Source organism: Methylobacterium sp. WL69, from assembly GCF_008039485.1.
Taxonomy (GTDB): Bacteria; Pseudomonadota; Alphaproteobacteria; order Rhizobiales; family Beijerinckiaceae; genus Methylobacterium.
In genome coordinates this window covers 1-16054 of the sequence record NZ_VRUZ01000024.1, presented here as the reverse complement: position 1 = coordinate 16054, position 16054 = coordinate 1, and the positions used below count along the sequence as shown (strand labels likewise).

Here is a 16054-nt window from a genome sequence, read left to right as displayed (position 1 = left end):
CTCTCCTGAAAGGAGAGGGTTGGGGTGAGGTGTGGGACATCTCCGAATAGGTCACACACCTCACCCTGTCCCTCTCCTTCCAGGAGAGGGGACCCGTGCTGCCCGCGAGATATGTGAATGCCGTAGCCTTCCAGGCAGGGCGATCGCACAGGACCTCCGGTGTCATTCCGGGGCGCCGCAGGCGAACCCGGACCCGGAGGGCCGCGCCGGAGGCGTGCAATCCAGAGCCGCCGACAGCGCAAAACCCTGCAAAACCGGTGTTTCTGGGTCCCGGGTTCCGCTGCGCGGCCCTAGGGTGACACAGCGTTGCGGGAGTTTCCAACGCCCCAAACGCCATCTGCGCTGCCCCCGCCTTCCGGGAGACGGGACCCGCGATTCACCACCTCCTAAGCGCCCCGCAAGGGGGGGCGAGCGCGCAGGTACCGGATCAGAAGTCCGTGGGCCGGCCGGCGGCCACGACGAGCATTTTTCCGTCGGCGAAGGTGCGGGCGCCGGCGCGGCGGATGTCGGCCTGGGTGACGTTGGCGACGAGGTCGTTGCGCCGGGCGATGTAGTCCATGCCGAGGCCCTCGAAGGCGATCTGGGCGAGTTGGTGGGCGATCTTCGTCGAGGTGTCGAAGCCGAGCGCGTAGGAGCCGGTGAGGTAGTCCTTGGCCTTCTGCAGTTCCTCGTCGGACGGACCCTCGGCGATGAGCCGGCCGATCTCGTCGCCGATGACCGAGAGGGCCTCGCCGACGCGCTCGTTCTTGGTGGCGGTGTAGCCCCAGGTCATGGCCGAGGCGCGGTGGCTGACGAGGGACGTGCCCACCGAATAGGCGAGGCCGCGCTTCTCGCGCACCTCCTGGAACAGGCGCGAGGTGAAGGAGCCGCCGCCGAGGATGTGGTTGAGCACGTAGGCCGGGATGAAGTCGGGGTCGCGCCACGGCACGCCGCCCATGCCGAAGCGCAGGACCGATTGCGGCACGTCGATATCGACGACGTGGCGGTGGCCCAGGTTCTGAACCTGCGTCTGCGGCACCGCCGTCAGCGGAGCGGCGAGGTCGAGTCGGCCGAAGGCGCGCTCGAGGGCGTCGGCGAGGCGGGCGGCGTCGATGGCGCCCACGGCCGCGACCTTGACGGCGCCGCGGCCGACGAGCTTGCGGTGCATGGCGACGAGGTCGTCGCGGGTGATGGCGGCGATGCTCTCGGGCGTGCCCGACGACGGCCGGGCGTAGGGATGGCCGGCATAGGCCTCGGCGAAGAAGCGGCGCGAGGCCATCACGCCGGGGTCGTTCTGCTGGTAGCGCAGGCCGGCCAGGGTCTGGGCCCGCACCCGCTCGATGGCGTCGGGGTCGAGGCGGGGTTTCGCCAGGGCCAGGGCCAGGAGGTCGATGGCCTCGTCGGCGTGCTTGACCAGCATCTTGAGGGAGCCGCCCAGGGCATCGGCGCCGGCGTGGAACGACAGCTCGATGGCGCGGGCGGCCAGGCGCTCCTGGAACGCGTCGGAGACCAGATCCCCGGCGCCCTCGTCGAGGAGGCGGGCCAGCATCTGGGCGACGCCGGCCTTGCCTTCGGGGTCCTGCGCCGCGCCGCCCTCGAAGGTGAAGGCCAGGGCGATGAGGGGCACCACCTGGGATTCGACGTGCCAGGCCTCGATGCCGGCGGCGGTGGCGACGGGCACGGCCTGCGTCGGCGACTGGGCCGGGCGGTTGGCGGTGTCGACCAGTTGGGGAGCCATGGTCATGGGAACCTCGTTGTTCTGGGCCGGGCCCGGCGCGCGCGTCGCGCCACGGCCCCGAAATCCGGGCGGAGCGCCTATCAGGCGTCGGCGTCGCGGGATTTGGTGAGATAGCCGGTGACGGAGCGCTGCGGGACGAGGTAGCGCTCGGCCACGGCTGCCAGGCGTGCCTGGGTCACGCCCTCGATGTCGGACGGCCAGCGCCGCACCTCCTCGATGGTCTCGCCGATGGCCAGCGCCGAGCCGTAGATGCGGGCGAGCGACGACTGGCTGTCCGACGAATAGACCGTCTCGGCGACGAGGCGGGTTTTGGCCCGCTCGATGGCCTCGGCGTTCAGGGCCTCGGACGGCGCCCGGCGCAGGACCCGGTCGACCTCTTCCTCGAGCTTCTCCAGGCTGATCCCCTCGGCCGGGATCGCGTAGACGGAGAAGCGGGTGTCGTCGATGGCCGAGCCCATGTACCAGGCGCCGGCATTCACGGCGACGCCGAGCTCCATGACCAGCTTGCGGTAGAGGTACGAGGTCGAGCCGCCGCCCATCACCTCGGCCAGGAGTTCGAGGGCGTGGCACTCGCCGTCCTTCGCCGTGATGCAGGACGGCGTCAGGTAGAGACGCTGCAGGGTCGGCTGCTCGACCTTGGGGTCGGCCACGGCGAGGCGGCGCAGGGCCTTCGGCTCGGGCTCCCGGGCCCGCACCCGCACGGGCCGGGCGCCCTGGGGGGTGACGCGGCCGTAGGTGGCGTCGGCCATGCGGCGGACGTCGTCGGGGGTGACGTCGCCGGCCACCACCAGGATGGCGTTCTCGGGGGTGTAGAAGCGCTTGTAGTAGTCCAGCGCGTGGGTGCGGTTCAGGTCCTCGATCTCGTGCATCCAGCCGATGATCGGCGTGCCGTAGGGGTGATGCACGAACAGGGAGGCGGCCATGGCCTCGGAGAGCTGGGCGGAGGGGTCGGTCTCGACCCGCATGCGCCGCTCCTCCAGCACCACGTCGCGCTCGGGCGCTACCACGGCGTCGTCGAGGACGAGGCCGGTCATGCGGTCGGCCTCGAATTCCATCATGGTCTGGAGATGGTCGCGGGCCACCCGCTGGAAATAGGCGGTGTAGTCGTAGCTCGTGAACGCGTTCTCCTGGCCGCCGAGGCCCGAGACCGCCTTCGAGAAGGCGCCGACGGGGTGCCGCTCGGTGCCCTTGAACATGAGGTGCTCGAGGAAGTGGGCGATGCCGGACTGGCCCTGCGGGTCGTCGGCCGAGCCGTTGCGGTACCACACCATGTGGGTGACCACGGGCGCCCGGTGATCCGGCACCACGACCACGTCGAGGCCGTTGTCGAGGGTGAAGGCACCGACATCGGGACCACCGGCCTCGGAACGCCCGAACGGGGCGGATTCGGCGCGGCCGGCGCTGGCATGGCGGCGTGTGGGACCGAGAAGCGGAACGTCCTTCCGGAACAGATGCATCGAAGAGCTTTCCTTCAGCGTTCGGTCCGCGCGGGACCGTCCGTCTCGTTGAGCGTCACACGGAAGTCCGGCACCCGCCGCAACGGCCGGGCCAAACGCGTGAACCGGCCGGAGGCCGGCGAAGACTTCAGTTCCGGTTGCGGATATAGGCACCCGGATCGGCTTCCTCGCGCTCGCGCGAGGGATTGTTGACGGGGTCGCCGTTCGACTTGGCGACCTTGCGGGGCGGCTTGCGGTAGCCGGTGGGCGGATCGGTCAGCACGTCGCGGTCGGGCTCCACCAGGGACGGCTCGGCCGCCGCGTCGGAGCGCAGGCCGAAGGGGTTCGACCAGAACGAGTTGCGGTCGGCGGTCTCGCCCTCGGGACGGCCCGGCTCCGTGCGCACCTGCGCGTCGGCCCGGCGCCCGCCCCGCATCTCGTCGATGGACAGGGTCATGTTGTTGTCGTCCATGCGCCCCTGGGCGCCGCGGACGATGGGCTTGCGCGCCTCGACGCGCTCGCGCTCGCGCTGGGCGATCTCCGGGTCCTTCGGCCATTGCGGCGAGGCCTCGGCCTTGCGCGGCGGCGGCAGGGCCTTGCCGTCGAATTTCGGCGGCATCACCAGGGGGGCGCGCTCGCGGTAGGTGATGGCCGGCTTCTCCGGCTCGATGAGGCCGATGTTGCTCAGCGCGTCGCGCATGAACACGCCCTGCTGGGCCTGGGCGGCGCCGGGGCCGGCGAGGATGCCCGCGCCTGCGAGAAGGCCCGTCACCAAGGTGCCCGTCACGGAGTAGAGGAACCCACGTTGTCCAATCATGCCGCCCCCGATGCCCGTCCGGTCGTCGCGCCCGGTCCCGGGCTCGAATGGTCGCGTTCGAGACGCGGTCCTGATCCGGCTTCGAACGCCTGACCCCGGTTTCGGGCGATCGTATGGCGCCTTGGCCGCAGGGCGCCAGTGTCGGGCCGACAACGATCCCGGATGTGGTTTACGCATCACACGTCTAGGCCAAGCGGGACGGCCCGCGATTCAGGCCTGCGGCGTGGTGGCCTTGCCACGCAGGTCCGGCAGCAGGCTGTCGAGAACGAGGCCGACGACGCCCGCGACGATGGCGGCGTCGGCGACGTTGAACACGTACCAGGACCAGCTGCGCCAGTGCAGGTGCACGAAGTCGAACACCGCACCATACGCCGCCCGGTCGATGGCGTTGCCGATGGCGCCGCCGGCGACGAGGCCGAGGGAGACGGCGAGCAGCCGCGTCGGCGCCCGCCACATCCACGCCACGAGGCCGGCGGCGGCGAGCACCGAGACGGCGACGAGGACCCAGCGCCCGATCCCGCCCTCCTGCTGGAACAGGCCGTAGGACACGCCCCGGTTCCACACCACGAGGAACTCGGCGAACGGCGCCACGGGCCAGGGCTGGGTCAGGACGAGGTCGGTGCCGAAATAGAGCCAGAGCTTGCTTGCCTGATCGAGGATCAGGGTGGCGAGCAGGCCGGCGAGGCCGAGGCGGAAGGGAGTCATGCTCGGCTCCGCTCCCCCCCGAAGGCAGGGCAATCGCAAATCGATCCGCTCGCCTGCCTATGCGCTCGGCCCATCGTGCGGAACGCCGGTGCGCCTCCCCCTCTCCCCGCGCGCGGGGAGAGGGCCACAGGCACCCCGTCGTGCCTGTGGCGAGCGAGAGGCGAAGCCGAAGCGACGGTGAGGGGGCGAGTCCGAAAGAGTCTCACTCGGATTCGCCCCCTCACCCTCGGCTGCCGCCTCGACGCGCTCCCCAACGAGGGGGAGACGCGTCCCTCTCCCCGCAAGCGGGGCGAGGGGATGCGCACCGGGGGCACAGCAACGCCGCAAATCACGTGTTCACGGTCGCCCAACAGGGCGCCCCTGACTTGCAACCGCCCTGCCGTAGAAAGGAGAACCGAGCATTTGGCCGATGCGGGACGCCCCCTCACGCGACGGCACCGTGGGCGGCGTCCCACTCGCGCAGGGCCCAGGCGTCGCGGGGGGTGACGTCGGGATAGGCCGGGTCCGCGCCGACATCGGTGGTGACCCGCCAGGACCGGGCGCATTTGCGCCCCTCCGCCGGGGCCGGGACCACGGCGACGCCGCGGACGTCGTCGAGGCGGAAGGCGTCGGCCGGCCCCTCGCCGGAGTCGATGCGGATGGCCGACGTGATGCAGACTTCCGCGAAGTCGATCCCGTCGAGGGCGGCCAGCAGGTCCGCGTCGGCGATGGACACCACCGGCGCCGCCTCCAGGCTCGCGCCGATGCGCTTAGCGGCCCGCTCGATCTCCAGGGCGCCGGTGACGACCCGGCGGACTTTTCGGACGTTCTGCCAGCGCGCGGCCAGGGCCGCGTCGCGCCAGGCGGCGGGCGTCTCCGGCAGGGTCTGCAGGTGCACCGACCCGGTCTCCGACGGATAGCGGTCGAGCCAGGCTTCCTCCGCCGTGAAGGCGAGGACGGGGCTGAGCCAGATCGTCACCCGGCGGAAGGTCTCGTCGATGACCTGCAGGGCGGCCCGGCGGGTCGGCGACGAGATCGGGTCGCAGTAGAGGGCGTCCTTGCGCACGTCGAAGTAGAACGCCGAGAGGTCTCCGGTCATGAAGCCGTTGAGCAGGGCTACGACGCGCTTGAGGTCGAAGGTGGCGTAGGCCTCGCGGATCTCGCCGTCGAGCTCCGACAGGCGGTGCCGGATCAGGCGCTCGAGCTCGGGCAGCTCCGCGTGCGGGATTTCGGGGCCGGGCTCGAAATGGGCGAGCGACCCGAGCATCCAGCGGAGCGAGTTGCGCAGCTTGCGGTAGGTCTCCGCGAAGGTCTTGATGATCTCCGGGCCGATGCGCAGGTCGTCGGTGTAGTCCGAGGCGGCGACCCACAGGCGCAGGATGTCGGCGCCCGAATCCTTGATGATGTTCTGGGGTGCTACGACGTTGCCCTTGGATTTGGACATCTTCAGGCCCTTGGGGTCGAGGACGAACCCGTGGGTGAGGACGATGTCGTAGGGGGCCCGCCCCCGCGTCCCGCTCGACTCCAGCAACGAGGACTGGAACCAGCCGCGATGCTGGTCGGAGCCCTCGAGATACATCACCGTGTCGGCGCCGCCGTCGCGCTTGCGCACCACGCCGGACAGGCCCGGGAACTGCTCCGGGTCGTCGAGGACGAAGGCGTGGGTCGAGCCGGAATCGAACCAGACGTCGAGGACGTCCGTGACTTTTTCGTAGTCGGCCGGATCGTAGTCGGGTGCCAGGAAGCGGGCGCCGTCCGCATCGGTGAACCAGGCATCGGCGCCCTCCGCTTGGAAAGCCTCGGCGATGCGGGCGTTCACGCCCTCGTCGCGCAGCACGTCGTGGGTACCGCGCTTCACGAACACCGTGATGGGCACGCCCCAGGCGCGCTGGCGCGACACTACCCAGTCCGGCCGGTTGCCGACCATGCCGTTGATGCGGTTTTTTCCCTGGGGCGGCACCCACTGCGTCTCGTCGATGGAGCGCAGGGCGACCTCGCGCAGGGTGCGGCCCTCCAGGGACTCGACGGGCTTGTCCATCGCAATGAACCATTGCGGCGTATTGCGAAAAATCACCGGCTTCTTCGAGCGCCAGGAATGCGGATAGCTGTGCTTGAGGGTGCCGCGCGCCACCAGGGTGCCGGCCTCCATCAGAGCCGCGATGATCGCCTTGTTGGCGTCGCCCTTCTCGCCCTTGTGGTTAAGAACGAGTTTTCCCGTGAAACCGGGCGCGTCCCCGGTGAGCGCGCCGTCGGCGTCCACGGTGTAGGGGATGCGGGTGTCGATGCCGCGGTCCGTGAGTGCTCGGCCGTTGGCCATCCAGACCTCGAAATCCTCGCGGCCATGGCCCGGCGCCGTGTGGACGAAGCCGGTGCCGGCCTCGTCGGTGACGTGATCGCCGTCGAGGAGGGGGACGGGGAAGTCGTAGCCGGGGACGCGGCCGGCCAGGGGATGCGCCAGGGTCAGACCGGCGAGTTCGGCCGGGGTCACGTCGCGCAGGCGCTCGAAGCCCTCGACGCGGGCGGCGGCGAAGACCGAGGCCGCGAGGGTGTCGGCGAGGAGATAGCTGTCGCCGACCTTGGCCCAGTTCTCGTCAGCCGCGGCGGTCACCCGGTACAGGCCGTAGGAGACGCGCTTCGAGTAGGCCACGGCGCGGTTGCCCGGCATGGTCCAGGGCGTGGTGGTCCAGATCACCACGCGGGCTTTCTTCAGGTCCGCATGGTTCGGCTCAGAGGGCGTCACACCCGGAACGATGTCTTCGACCGTTGCTGCGCGGCTGGCACCCCGGATCGGGAACGCCGCGAAAATCGTATCGCTGACCACGTCCTCGTACTCGACCTCGGCCTCGGCCAAAGCCGTCTTCTCGACCACGGACCACATCACCGGCTTCGAGCCGCGATAGAGCTGGCCGGAAGTGGCGAATTTCATGAGTTCGCGGGCGATGGTGGCTTCGGCCGGGAACGTCATGGTGGCGTAGGGGTGATCCCAGTCGCCGGTGACGCCCAGGCGCTTAAACTCGGCGCGCTGGGTGTCGAGCCACTGGCCGGCGAAGGCCCGGCATTCCTGGCGGAATTCGAGGACCGGCACGTCGTCCTTGTTGCGGCCCTTGGCGCGGTACTGTTCCTCGATCTTCCACTCGATGGGCAGGCCGTGGCAGTCCCAGCCCGGCACGTAGTTGGCGTCGAAGCCGAGCGCCCCCTGGGCCCGGACGATGCAGTCCTTGAGGATCTTGTTCAGCGCCGTGCCGATGTGGATGTTGCCGTTGGCGTAGGGGGGCCCGTCGTGCAGCACGAACTTGGGCCGGCCGGCAGCCTGCGCCCGGATCCGGCCGTAGAGGTCGGTGGCGGCCCAGCGCTCAAGCAGCACGGGCTCGCGCACGGGGAGACCGGCCCGCATGGGGAAGTCGGTCTGCGGCAGGAACAGGGTTTTCGAGTAGTCGCGGGCCGGCGCGGCGGCGGACTCTGTGGGATCGCTCATGGGTCTCTGTCGGTCTGGGCGCTTCAAACGGGGGCGGTCCGTGGGGACCGGCGGCGGAAGGGGCAATCGCGTGCCCTCCCGGCCCCCGCCGAGGCGCACGCCGCGGCGGCCCTCAGACGGAGGCCGGGCCCGTAATTCGCAGGCGGCCGGGGACTCGCACGGAGTCCGGGCCGCGCGGATCGGCATCAGCGCACATGCGCCGGCTTCTAGCAGCGCCGGATGCGCGAGACCAGCGAGCTTTCGCGGGACCGCGGGCCGGGGACTTTTTCGAAGCTCGGCCGTTGATAACACCCGCCGCGAGGCGATCACACCACCGGAGAGACCCGCCATGAGAAACGCTCTGCTCGCCGCCACCCTCGTCCTGTCGGCCTTCGCCGTGTCCGGCGCCGCCGAGGCCCAGGGGCTTCCGGGCGGCGTCCGCCGGGGTGCCGCCGAGGGCGACCGGGTCGCCGGTCCCGTGGGCGGCATCGTCGGCGGGGCGGTCGGCGGCGCCGTCGGCACGGTGAACGGGGCGCTCGGCATCGATCCGGGCCGGCGCGCCTACCGCACCCGGCTCAAGTCGCGCCGGCACCACCGCCATCACCGCTGAGGCGCACGCCGCCCTCGCCGGTCCTGCGTGAGCAGGTACAGCCCCGAGCCCACGACGATGGACGCGCCGAGAAGCGTCCATCGGTTCGGCACGTCGCCGAAGACGCCGTAGCCGAGGATCACCGACCACAGGAGCTGGGTGTAGATGAAGGGCGCCAGGACGTTGGCCGGGGCGCGGGCATGGGCCAGCACCAGGAGCCAGTGCCCGATGGTGCCGAACAGGCCGACCCCGACGAGGAGCGCCCAGGCGAGCCAAGTCGCCGGCGTGGTCCAGATCCACGGCAGCAGGGGCGTCATCAGGGCGAGGCCGGCCAGCCCCGAATACACCATGGTGGTGGCCGTGGAATCGAGGGCCGCGAGTTTTCGCGTGGTGAGGATGTAGAGGGCGTAGCACAGCATGTTGCCGAGGCTGAGCAGCACCGCCGGCTGCACCGGCCCGACGCCGGGCCGGACGATGACGAGGACGCCGAGGAAGCCGATGCCGATGGCGACGAGCCGCCGGGGCGAGGTCCATTCCCCCAGGACCGGCCCGGCCAGCAGGGCCACGGCCAGGGGCGCGGCGAACTGAATCGACAGGGTCTCGGCGAGCTGGAGGTGGCGTAATGCTAAAAAATTCAGGGCGGTGGAGCCGAACAGCAGCAGGGAGCGCAGGATCTGCAGCCACAGGCGGTTGGTGCGCATCACCCCCGGCGAGGTCACGGGGTTGATGACGAGGGAGATCGCCACGACGCTGACGGCGTAGCGCATGAAGGTGGTGAGCAGGGGATCGACGCCGAGGCGCGCCAGGCTTTTGGCCGACGCGTCGAGGCAGGCGAAGAACGCCAGGGTCCCGCACATGAGCGCGATGCCGACGCGCCGCCGCGCCGCTTCCTGATCCGTCATACCAACTCCGGTTGATCACTTCGGATCGAGGGCCGCGACGGGCCCCGTCTCCTGTCCGGTTACCGGATTCACACAATTGCGAACGGGCCGATTCCGTGTAGCGGCAGGCATCCGGATGCGGGCGGAAGGCGCACCGGGGCTCCCTCTCCTGGAAGGCAGGGCGATCGCAGAGGATGGTCGCGGTCTGAAGCCGCCGCCGAAGGGCGTCGGCGAAGAAGCGGAGTTTCCAGTGCGCATCCCCTCGCCCCGCCTGCGGGGAGAGGGACGCGTCTCCCCCCTGTCGGGGAGCGCGTCGAGGCGGCAGCCGAAGGTGAGGGGGCGAATTCGGAAGAGACTCCTCCGACGCAGCCCCCTCACCTTCGCTCCGGCTCCGCCTCCGCTCGCCGCAGGCACGACGGGGTGCCTGCGGCCCTCTCCCCGCAGGCGGGGAGAGGGGGACGCGCGCAGACGCTGTGTACGAATGGGCGACGGCCGGCCCGAACGCATGCACCCCTCTGCCATCGCCCTGCCTTCCAGGCTACCGGATTCACACATCCGCCCGGCGGCTGATATCGAGAGCCACAATGAGCCGGCATCGAGCGCGACAGGCCCCCTCTCCTGGAAGGAGAGGGTTGGGGTGAGGTGTGGGACCTATTCGGACAATTCGCACACCTCACCCTGTCCCTCTCCTTCCAGGAGAGGGGACCCGCGCTGCCCTTGAGATGTGTGAATGCCGTAGCTTCCAGGAGAGGGGGCCCGCGCCAGGAGAGGAGGGGACCCGCATCGCACCGCGTCACCGAACGGGTCGGGATAGGGCCCGCGGGCACGGCTGGCATGCCATGCCCGGCGGGGCCGGTCAGGTCACGACGCTGGGCGCGTCGCGGCCCGTCAGACGGGCGATGTCGGCGATGGCCCCGGCGGCGGCCACGGCCGAGGCCAGGACCTCGGCCACGGGCCGGTCGAGGCGGCCGGAGGCGGGTTCGAAGCGTTCGACATAGACCCGCAGGGTGGCCCCCGCCGTGCCGGTGCCCGAGAGGCGGTAGACCACCCGGGCATCCTCGGCGAAGCCGATGCGCACGCCCTGCTGGGCGGTGACCGAGCCGTCGACGGGATCGACGTAGCGGAAGTCGTCCGCCGTCGCGACGGTGAGGTCGCCGAAACGCTGCCCCGGCAGGCTGTCGAGTTTGGCCCGCAGCCCCTCCATCAGCGCCTTGGCGGCGTCGGAATCGATCTCCTCGTAATCGTGGCGGGTGTAGTAGTCGCGCCCGAAGCGTGCCCAGTGCGCGTGGACGAGGTCGCGGGCGGGCTCGCCCGTGGCGGCGAGCACGTTGAGCCACAGGAGCACGGCCCAGAGCCCGTCCTTCTCGCGCACATGGTTGGAGCCGGTGCCGGCGCTTTCCTCGCCGCACAGGGTGATGAGCCCGGCATCCAGCAGGGTGCCGAAGAACTTCCAGCCCGTGGGCGTCTCGTAGGCGGGGATGCCGAGCGACGCCGCGACCCGGTCCACGGCCCGGCTCGTCGGCATGGAGCGGGCGACGCCCGCGAGGCCGGCCGCGTAGCCCGGCGCCCGGTGGGCGTGGGCGGCCAGGATCGCGAGGCTGTCGCTCGGGGTCACGAACAGGCCCGGCGCCACGATCATGTTGCGGTCGCCGTCGCCGTCCGACGCCGCGCCGAAATCCGGCGCGTCGGGGCCGAGCATGAGGTCGTAGAGGTCGTGGCAATGGACCGGGTTCGGATCGGGGTGGTGGCCGCCGAAATCCGGCTTCGGCGTGCCGTTGACCACGGTGCCGGGCGCGGCGCCGAGTTCGCCCTCGAGGATGGCGTGGGCGTAGGGGCCCGTCACCGCGCTCATGGCGTCGAAGCGCATGCGGAAGCCGCCGGCGAACAGGGCGCGGATCGCGTCGAAATCCACCAGCGTCCGCATGAGCTCGGCGTAGTCGGCCACGGGATCGAGGATGGACACGCGCATGTCGCCGATCCGGGCCTCGCCGACGGCGTCGAGGTCGAGGTCGGGCACGTCCGTGATGCGGTATTCGGCGATGGCCAGGGTCCGGGCGAAGATCGCCGCGGTGACGTCCTCCGGAGCCGGGCCGCCGTTGGCGGTGTTGAACTTGATGCCGAAATCGCCGTCCGGCCCGCCGGGATTGTGGCTCGCCGACAGGACGAGGCCGCCCAGGGCGCCGTATTTGCGGATGACGCAGGAGGCGGCGGGCGTCGAGAGCAGGCCGCCCTGCCCGACGAGGACGCGGGCGAAGCCATTGGCCGCCGCCATCTTCAGGGCGGTCTGCACCACCTCGCGGTTGAAGAAGCGACCGTCGCCGCCGATCACCAGGGTAGCGCCGGCGCGCTCGGGAATCGCGTCGAAGATCGCCTGGACGAAGTTCTCGACGTAGCGCGGCTGGCGGAACACCGCGACCTTCTTGCGCAGGCCGGAGGTGCCGGGCTTCTGGTCGGGGAACGGCGTCGTCGCCACGGTCTTGGCCGTCATCGTGCTCACATCTCCGCGCCGGCCTCGGGACCGGATCGGGCATGAGCTTAAAGCCCAACCGTTCCCGAGTTCAAAGGCCCTGCGGCACCATCACGCAAACGGGTCCGCAGCCTGCGGCAAACAGGGGACAACCCGATTCGGCCGGGAGCCCGGCGCGGGCCGGCGCGTTCCTCCAGCCCAAGCAAGACCAACAGGGCGGGACGCATCCTAGATGGCAAAACGCAGGACGAAGACCGCCGCCGTTCCCCACGAAACGGACGCGCCCCTCGTGCCCACGGGCGCCCTGGCGGTGGCCCTCCTCGACCGCGAAGCCGATGCCCGCCCCCTCGTCCACGTCGCCCGCGAGCGTCACCGCCTCGGGGCGCTCGCCGACATCCTGCGGGCCCTGGCGCCGGAGCGCAGCGTGGCGATCTACCCCGAATGGGATTGCCTGCCCTTCGACCGGGCCTCGCCGTCGCGGGGCGTCATGGGGGCCCGCACGGGAGTCCTGCGCTGGCTCACCGATGCGAACAACCTGCCCGACATCGTCCTCACCACCGCCCCGGCCCTGATCCAGCGGGTGCCCCCACCCGAGACCTGGGCCGACGCCCACATGGCGATCCGCGTCGGCGACCGCCTCGACCCGCAGGCGCTGACCGCGGACCTCCAGCGCCTCGGCTACATCGTCGACGACCGGGTCGACGAGCCCGGCGAGGTCGCCGTGCGCGGCCGCACCGTCGAGGTGTTTCCCGCCGCCGCCGCGCGGCCGTGCCGGATCGAGCACGACGAGGCCCGCGTCACCGCGATCCGCGCCTACGATCCCGTGTCGCAGCGCTCCCTCGCCGAGGTGGACGTCCTCGTCATCGATTCCGCCACGGAGATCGTGCTGCCGCGCGACACCGACACCGCCCTGCGCCCGTTCACCGGCCAGGAGCACGCCCTGCCCCGCCTGTATCCGCGCCTTGTGACGCCCCTGGACTACGTGCCCGGCGCCCGCCTGGTGGTCGAGGCCGGGGCCGACGAACGGGCGGCCGCCTTCTTCGAGCAGATCGCGGAGGGGCGCGAGGGCGCCGGCCGCGCCGCCCCCCTGCCCTACGAACTCTACCTCGGCCCCGACGAGTGGGCGGCGCTCCAGGGCGAGCGCCCCGTCGCCACGGCCTCGGCCAAGGACGCGGACGCCGTCGCCCTTCCGGCCTTCGTGCGCAAGGCCCGCCCCGGCCCGGCCTTCGCCGAAGCGTTGCGCGGCCACGTCGCGGCCGGCGAGCGCGTGCTGCTCACGGGGCCGGCCGAGGCCCTGCCCCGCCTCGTGCGCGCCGCCGAGAAGGCCCTGTCGCGCAAGGCCCGCAAGGTGAAGGACTGGTCGGAGGTGGTGCGGGCGCCGGCCGGCGACCTCCTCGTCCTCGCCGCCCCCATGGAGGCCGGGTTCCGGGTGCCCGACCAGGGCATCGCCGTCATCGCCGCCGCCGACCTGTTCGGCAGCAGGGCCGTGGCCGCGGGCGGCGGCCGGGCCGCGATCCTGCCCATGGGCGAGGTCGACCTGCGCGTCGGCGACGTCGCCGTCGACCGCGACCACGGCCTGTGCGTGTTCGAGGGCCTGGAGCCCGTCGCCGTGGGCGAGGGCACGGAGGACGCCCTGCGCCTGCGGTTCGCCAACGACGCGGTGCTGATGGTGCCCGTGAGCCAGGCCGACCGGATCTGGCGCTACGGCTCCGAGCCCGATTCCGTCACCCTCGACCGCCTCGACGGCGGGTCGTGGGGCCGCCGGCGCCTCGAGACCGAAGCCACCCTCGCCAAGGCGGCGCGGCAGATGCTGACGGACGCCGAGGCGCGCGGCGCCGTGCGCGCCCCCGTCCTCGCGCCAGCGACCCGCGAGATGGAGCGCTTCGCCGCCGGTTTCGGCTTCAACCTCACGGCCGATCAGGCGAGCGCCGTCGACGGAGCGCTCGCCGACCTCGCCTCCGGCCGGCCCATGGACCGCCTCGTCTGCGGCGATGTCGGGTTCGGCAAGACCGAGGTGGCCCTGCGCGCCGTGGCCGCCGCCCTGTTCGCCGGCAGGCAGGTCGCCGTGGTGGCGCCCACCACCGTCCTCGTGCGCCAGCATGTCCAGACGTTCCAGCGCCGGTTCGCCCGCTTCGGCATCGAAGTCGCCCACCTCTCGCGCCTCGTCTCCCCGGCGGAGGCCAAGCGGGTCAAGGCGGGACTGGCCGACGGCTCCATCCGCCTCGTCGTCGGCACCCAGGGGCTGGCCGCCAAGGGGGTGACCTTCGCCGATCTCGGCCTCATGGTCATCGACGAGGAGCAGCGCTTCGGGGCCAAGCTGAAGCAGGGCCTGCGCCGGGCCGCCGGCGACGGCCACGTGATGACGTTCACCGCCACCCCGATTCCCCGCACCCTGCAATCGGCCCTGGTCGGCCTGCAGTCGCTCAGCGTCATCGCGACCCCGCCGAGCGTGCGCCAGCCGATCCGCACGGTGATCATGCCGTTCGACGACGGCGCCGTGCGCGCCGCGCTGATGCGCGAGCACCGCCGCGGCGGCCAGAGCTTCGTCGTCTGTCCCCGCGTCGAGGACATCGCCCCCATGGCGAAGCGACTTTCCGCCCTCGTGCCCGAACTCACGACGATGATCGCCCACGGCGACCTCAAGGCGGCCGAGATGGACGACGTCATGGTGCGCTTCGCTGACGGCGCGGGCGACGTGCTCCTCGCCACCACCATCATCGAGAGCGGCCTCGACGTGCCCCGCGCCAACACCATGCTGGTGTGGGAGGCCGAGCGCTTCGGGCTGGCCCAGCTCCACCAGCTGCGCGGCCGGGTCGGGCGCGGCCAGCGCCGGGGCGTGACCTATCTCCTCAGCCGCCCCGAAAAACCCCTGGCGCCGGCCACGGAGAAGCGCCTGCGCACCCTGGAGGCCCTCGACCGCCTCGGGGCGGGCTTCGCCATCTCCGCCCGCGACCTCGACCTGCGTGGGGCCGGCGACCTCGTCGGCGAGAACCAGGCCGGCCACGTCAAGCTCATTGGCCTCGGCCTCTACCAGCACCTGCTCCAGCTCGCCCTGCGGGCGGCCAAGGGCGAGCCCGCCGACGACTGGACGCCGGAAATCCGCCTCGGCCTCGCCGGAAGCGTGCCCGCCGACTACGTGCCGGAGCCCGAACTGCGCCTGAGCCTGTACACGAGGCTCCTGCGCCTGCGCTCCCTCGAAGAGGTCGAGGCCCTGCGCGGCGAGGTCGAGGACCGCTTCGGCCCCCTGCCCGAGGCGGTGGCCGACCTCGTCACCCTCGCCCGCCTGCGGGTGGGCTGCTGCGCCCTCGGGATCGCGCGCCTCAGCGGCGGCCCCCAGGGCTTGGCGGCCGACCTCCACCCCGAGGCCCCCGCCCTCCTGGTGCCGGTCGCCGACGACCTCGTGCGCAAGGACCGCCGCGTCCTCCTGCGGCGCGGCAGCGACTGCCCGGCCGAGCGCGGCCGCCTCGCCATCGAACTCCTGGAGCGCCTCGGCGACGCCCGCCGACGCGGCTGACCGGAACGCCCGGCGGCCCAGCCTGCCCCGCCGGGCCCTTCGCCATGTCCCAGGGCCAATCGCGTTCGTGCAGAGCGTCTGCGCGCATCCCCCTCTCCCCGCCTGCGGGGCGAGGGCCGGGGTGAGGGTCATGGACTCTCCGAATAAGTCCCACACCTCACCCTGTCCCTCTCCTTCCATGCAGGGCGATCGCATAGGGCGTTTGGGGCGTTGGGACCTCCCGCAACGCTTTGTCATCCCGGGGCCGCGCAGCGGAACCCGGGACCCAGAAACACCGGTTTTGCAGGGTTTTGCGCTGTCGGCGGCTCTGGATTCCGGGTTCGCCTGCGGCGCCCCGGAATGACACCGGCGGTCCTATGCGATCGCCCTGCCTTCCAGGAGAGGGGACCCGCACTGTCCGCGCGTTAGGAGATGCCGTCACCCGGACGGAGACGGGGCCGGTCGCGGTTCATCCGCGATCGCCCTGCCCGTGTGGGGAGGGGTTGAGCGTGGGGG

General features: G+C 71.6%; 9 protein-coding genes. 2 read left to right on the top strand and 7 right to left on the bottom strand.

Annotated features, from left to right (window positions below):
• Positions 1 to 427: 427 nt before the first annotated feature.
• From FV218_RS09355 to ileS, 5 genes are all read right to left on the bottom strand, one after another.
• Entirely contained in the window at positions 428 to 1723 is a 1296-nt protein-coding gene (locus FV218_RS09355) for a pitrilysin family protein (protein ID WP_147709526.1), read from the bottom strand.
• A gap of 74 nt (positions 1724 to 1797) precedes the next feature.
• On the bottom strand, positions 1798 to 3174 hold the full coding sequence (locus FV218_RS09350; RefSeq protein WP_147709525.1) for a pitrilysin family protein: 1377 nt from the start codon (positions 3172 to 3174) through the stop codon (positions 1798 to 1800).
• Positions 3175 to 3301: 127 nt separating this feature from the next.
• Positions 3302 to 3970, bottom strand: coding sequence for a hypothetical protein (locus FV218_RS09345; protein ID WP_147709524.1), 669 nt, complete (start codon positions 3968 to 3970; stop codon positions 3302 to 3304).
• A gap of 210 nt (positions 3971 to 4180) precedes the next feature.
• Positions 4181 to 4675 carry a signal peptidase II gene (lspA, locus tag FV218_RS09340; protein WP_147709523.1) on the bottom strand — a complete coding sequence of 165 codons (495 nt, stop codon included), beginning with the start codon at positions 4673 to 4675 and terminating at the stop codon, positions 4181 to 4183.
• A 424-nt stretch (positions 4676 to 5099) separates the two neighbouring features.
• Complete coding sequence (gene ileS / locus FV218_RS09330; RefSeq protein ID WP_147709522.1) at positions 5100 to 8129, bottom strand: isoleucine--tRNA ligase; 3030 nt, start codon at positions 8127 to 8129, stop codon at positions 5100 to 5102.
• A 328-nt stretch (positions 8130 to 8457) separates the two neighbouring features.
• Here ileS and FV218_RS09325 point away from each other — a divergent pair, with 328 nt between their 5' ends.
• Positions 8458 to 8718, top strand: coding sequence for a hypothetical protein (locus tag FV218_RS09325; RefSeq protein WP_056090737.1), 261 nt, complete (start codon positions 8458 to 8460; stop codon positions 8716 to 8718).
• On the opposite strand, the gene FV218_RS09320 is transcribed toward FV218_RS09325, so the two are convergent.
• Together FV218_RS09320 and FV218_RS09310 are read right to left on the bottom strand one after the other, a co-directional pair.
• A complete protein-coding gene (locus tag FV218_RS09320) occupies positions 8709 to 9599 on the bottom strand; it encodes a DMT family transporter (protein ID WP_147709521.1) in 891 nt (296 codons plus the stop codon). The genes FV218_RS09325 and FV218_RS09320 overlap by 10 nt on opposite strands.
• Positions 9600 to 10434: 835 nt before the next feature.
• Positions 10435 to 12066 (bottom strand): alpha-D-glucose phosphate-specific phosphoglucomutase, encoded by a 1632-nt coding sequence (locus FV218_RS09310; RefSeq protein WP_147709520.1) that lies wholly within the window; start codon positions 12064 to 12066, stop codon positions 10435 to 10437.
• 211 nt (positions 12067 to 12277) lie between these two features.
• On the opposite strand from FV218_RS09310, the gene FV218_RS09305 reads away from it, so the two are divergent.
• Entirely contained in the window at positions 12278 to 15559 is a 3282-nt protein-coding gene (locus tag FV218_RS09305; RefSeq protein ID WP_147709519.1) for a DEAD/DEAH box helicase, read from the top strand.
• The last annotated feature ends 495 nt before the right edge of the window (positions 15560 to 16054 follow it).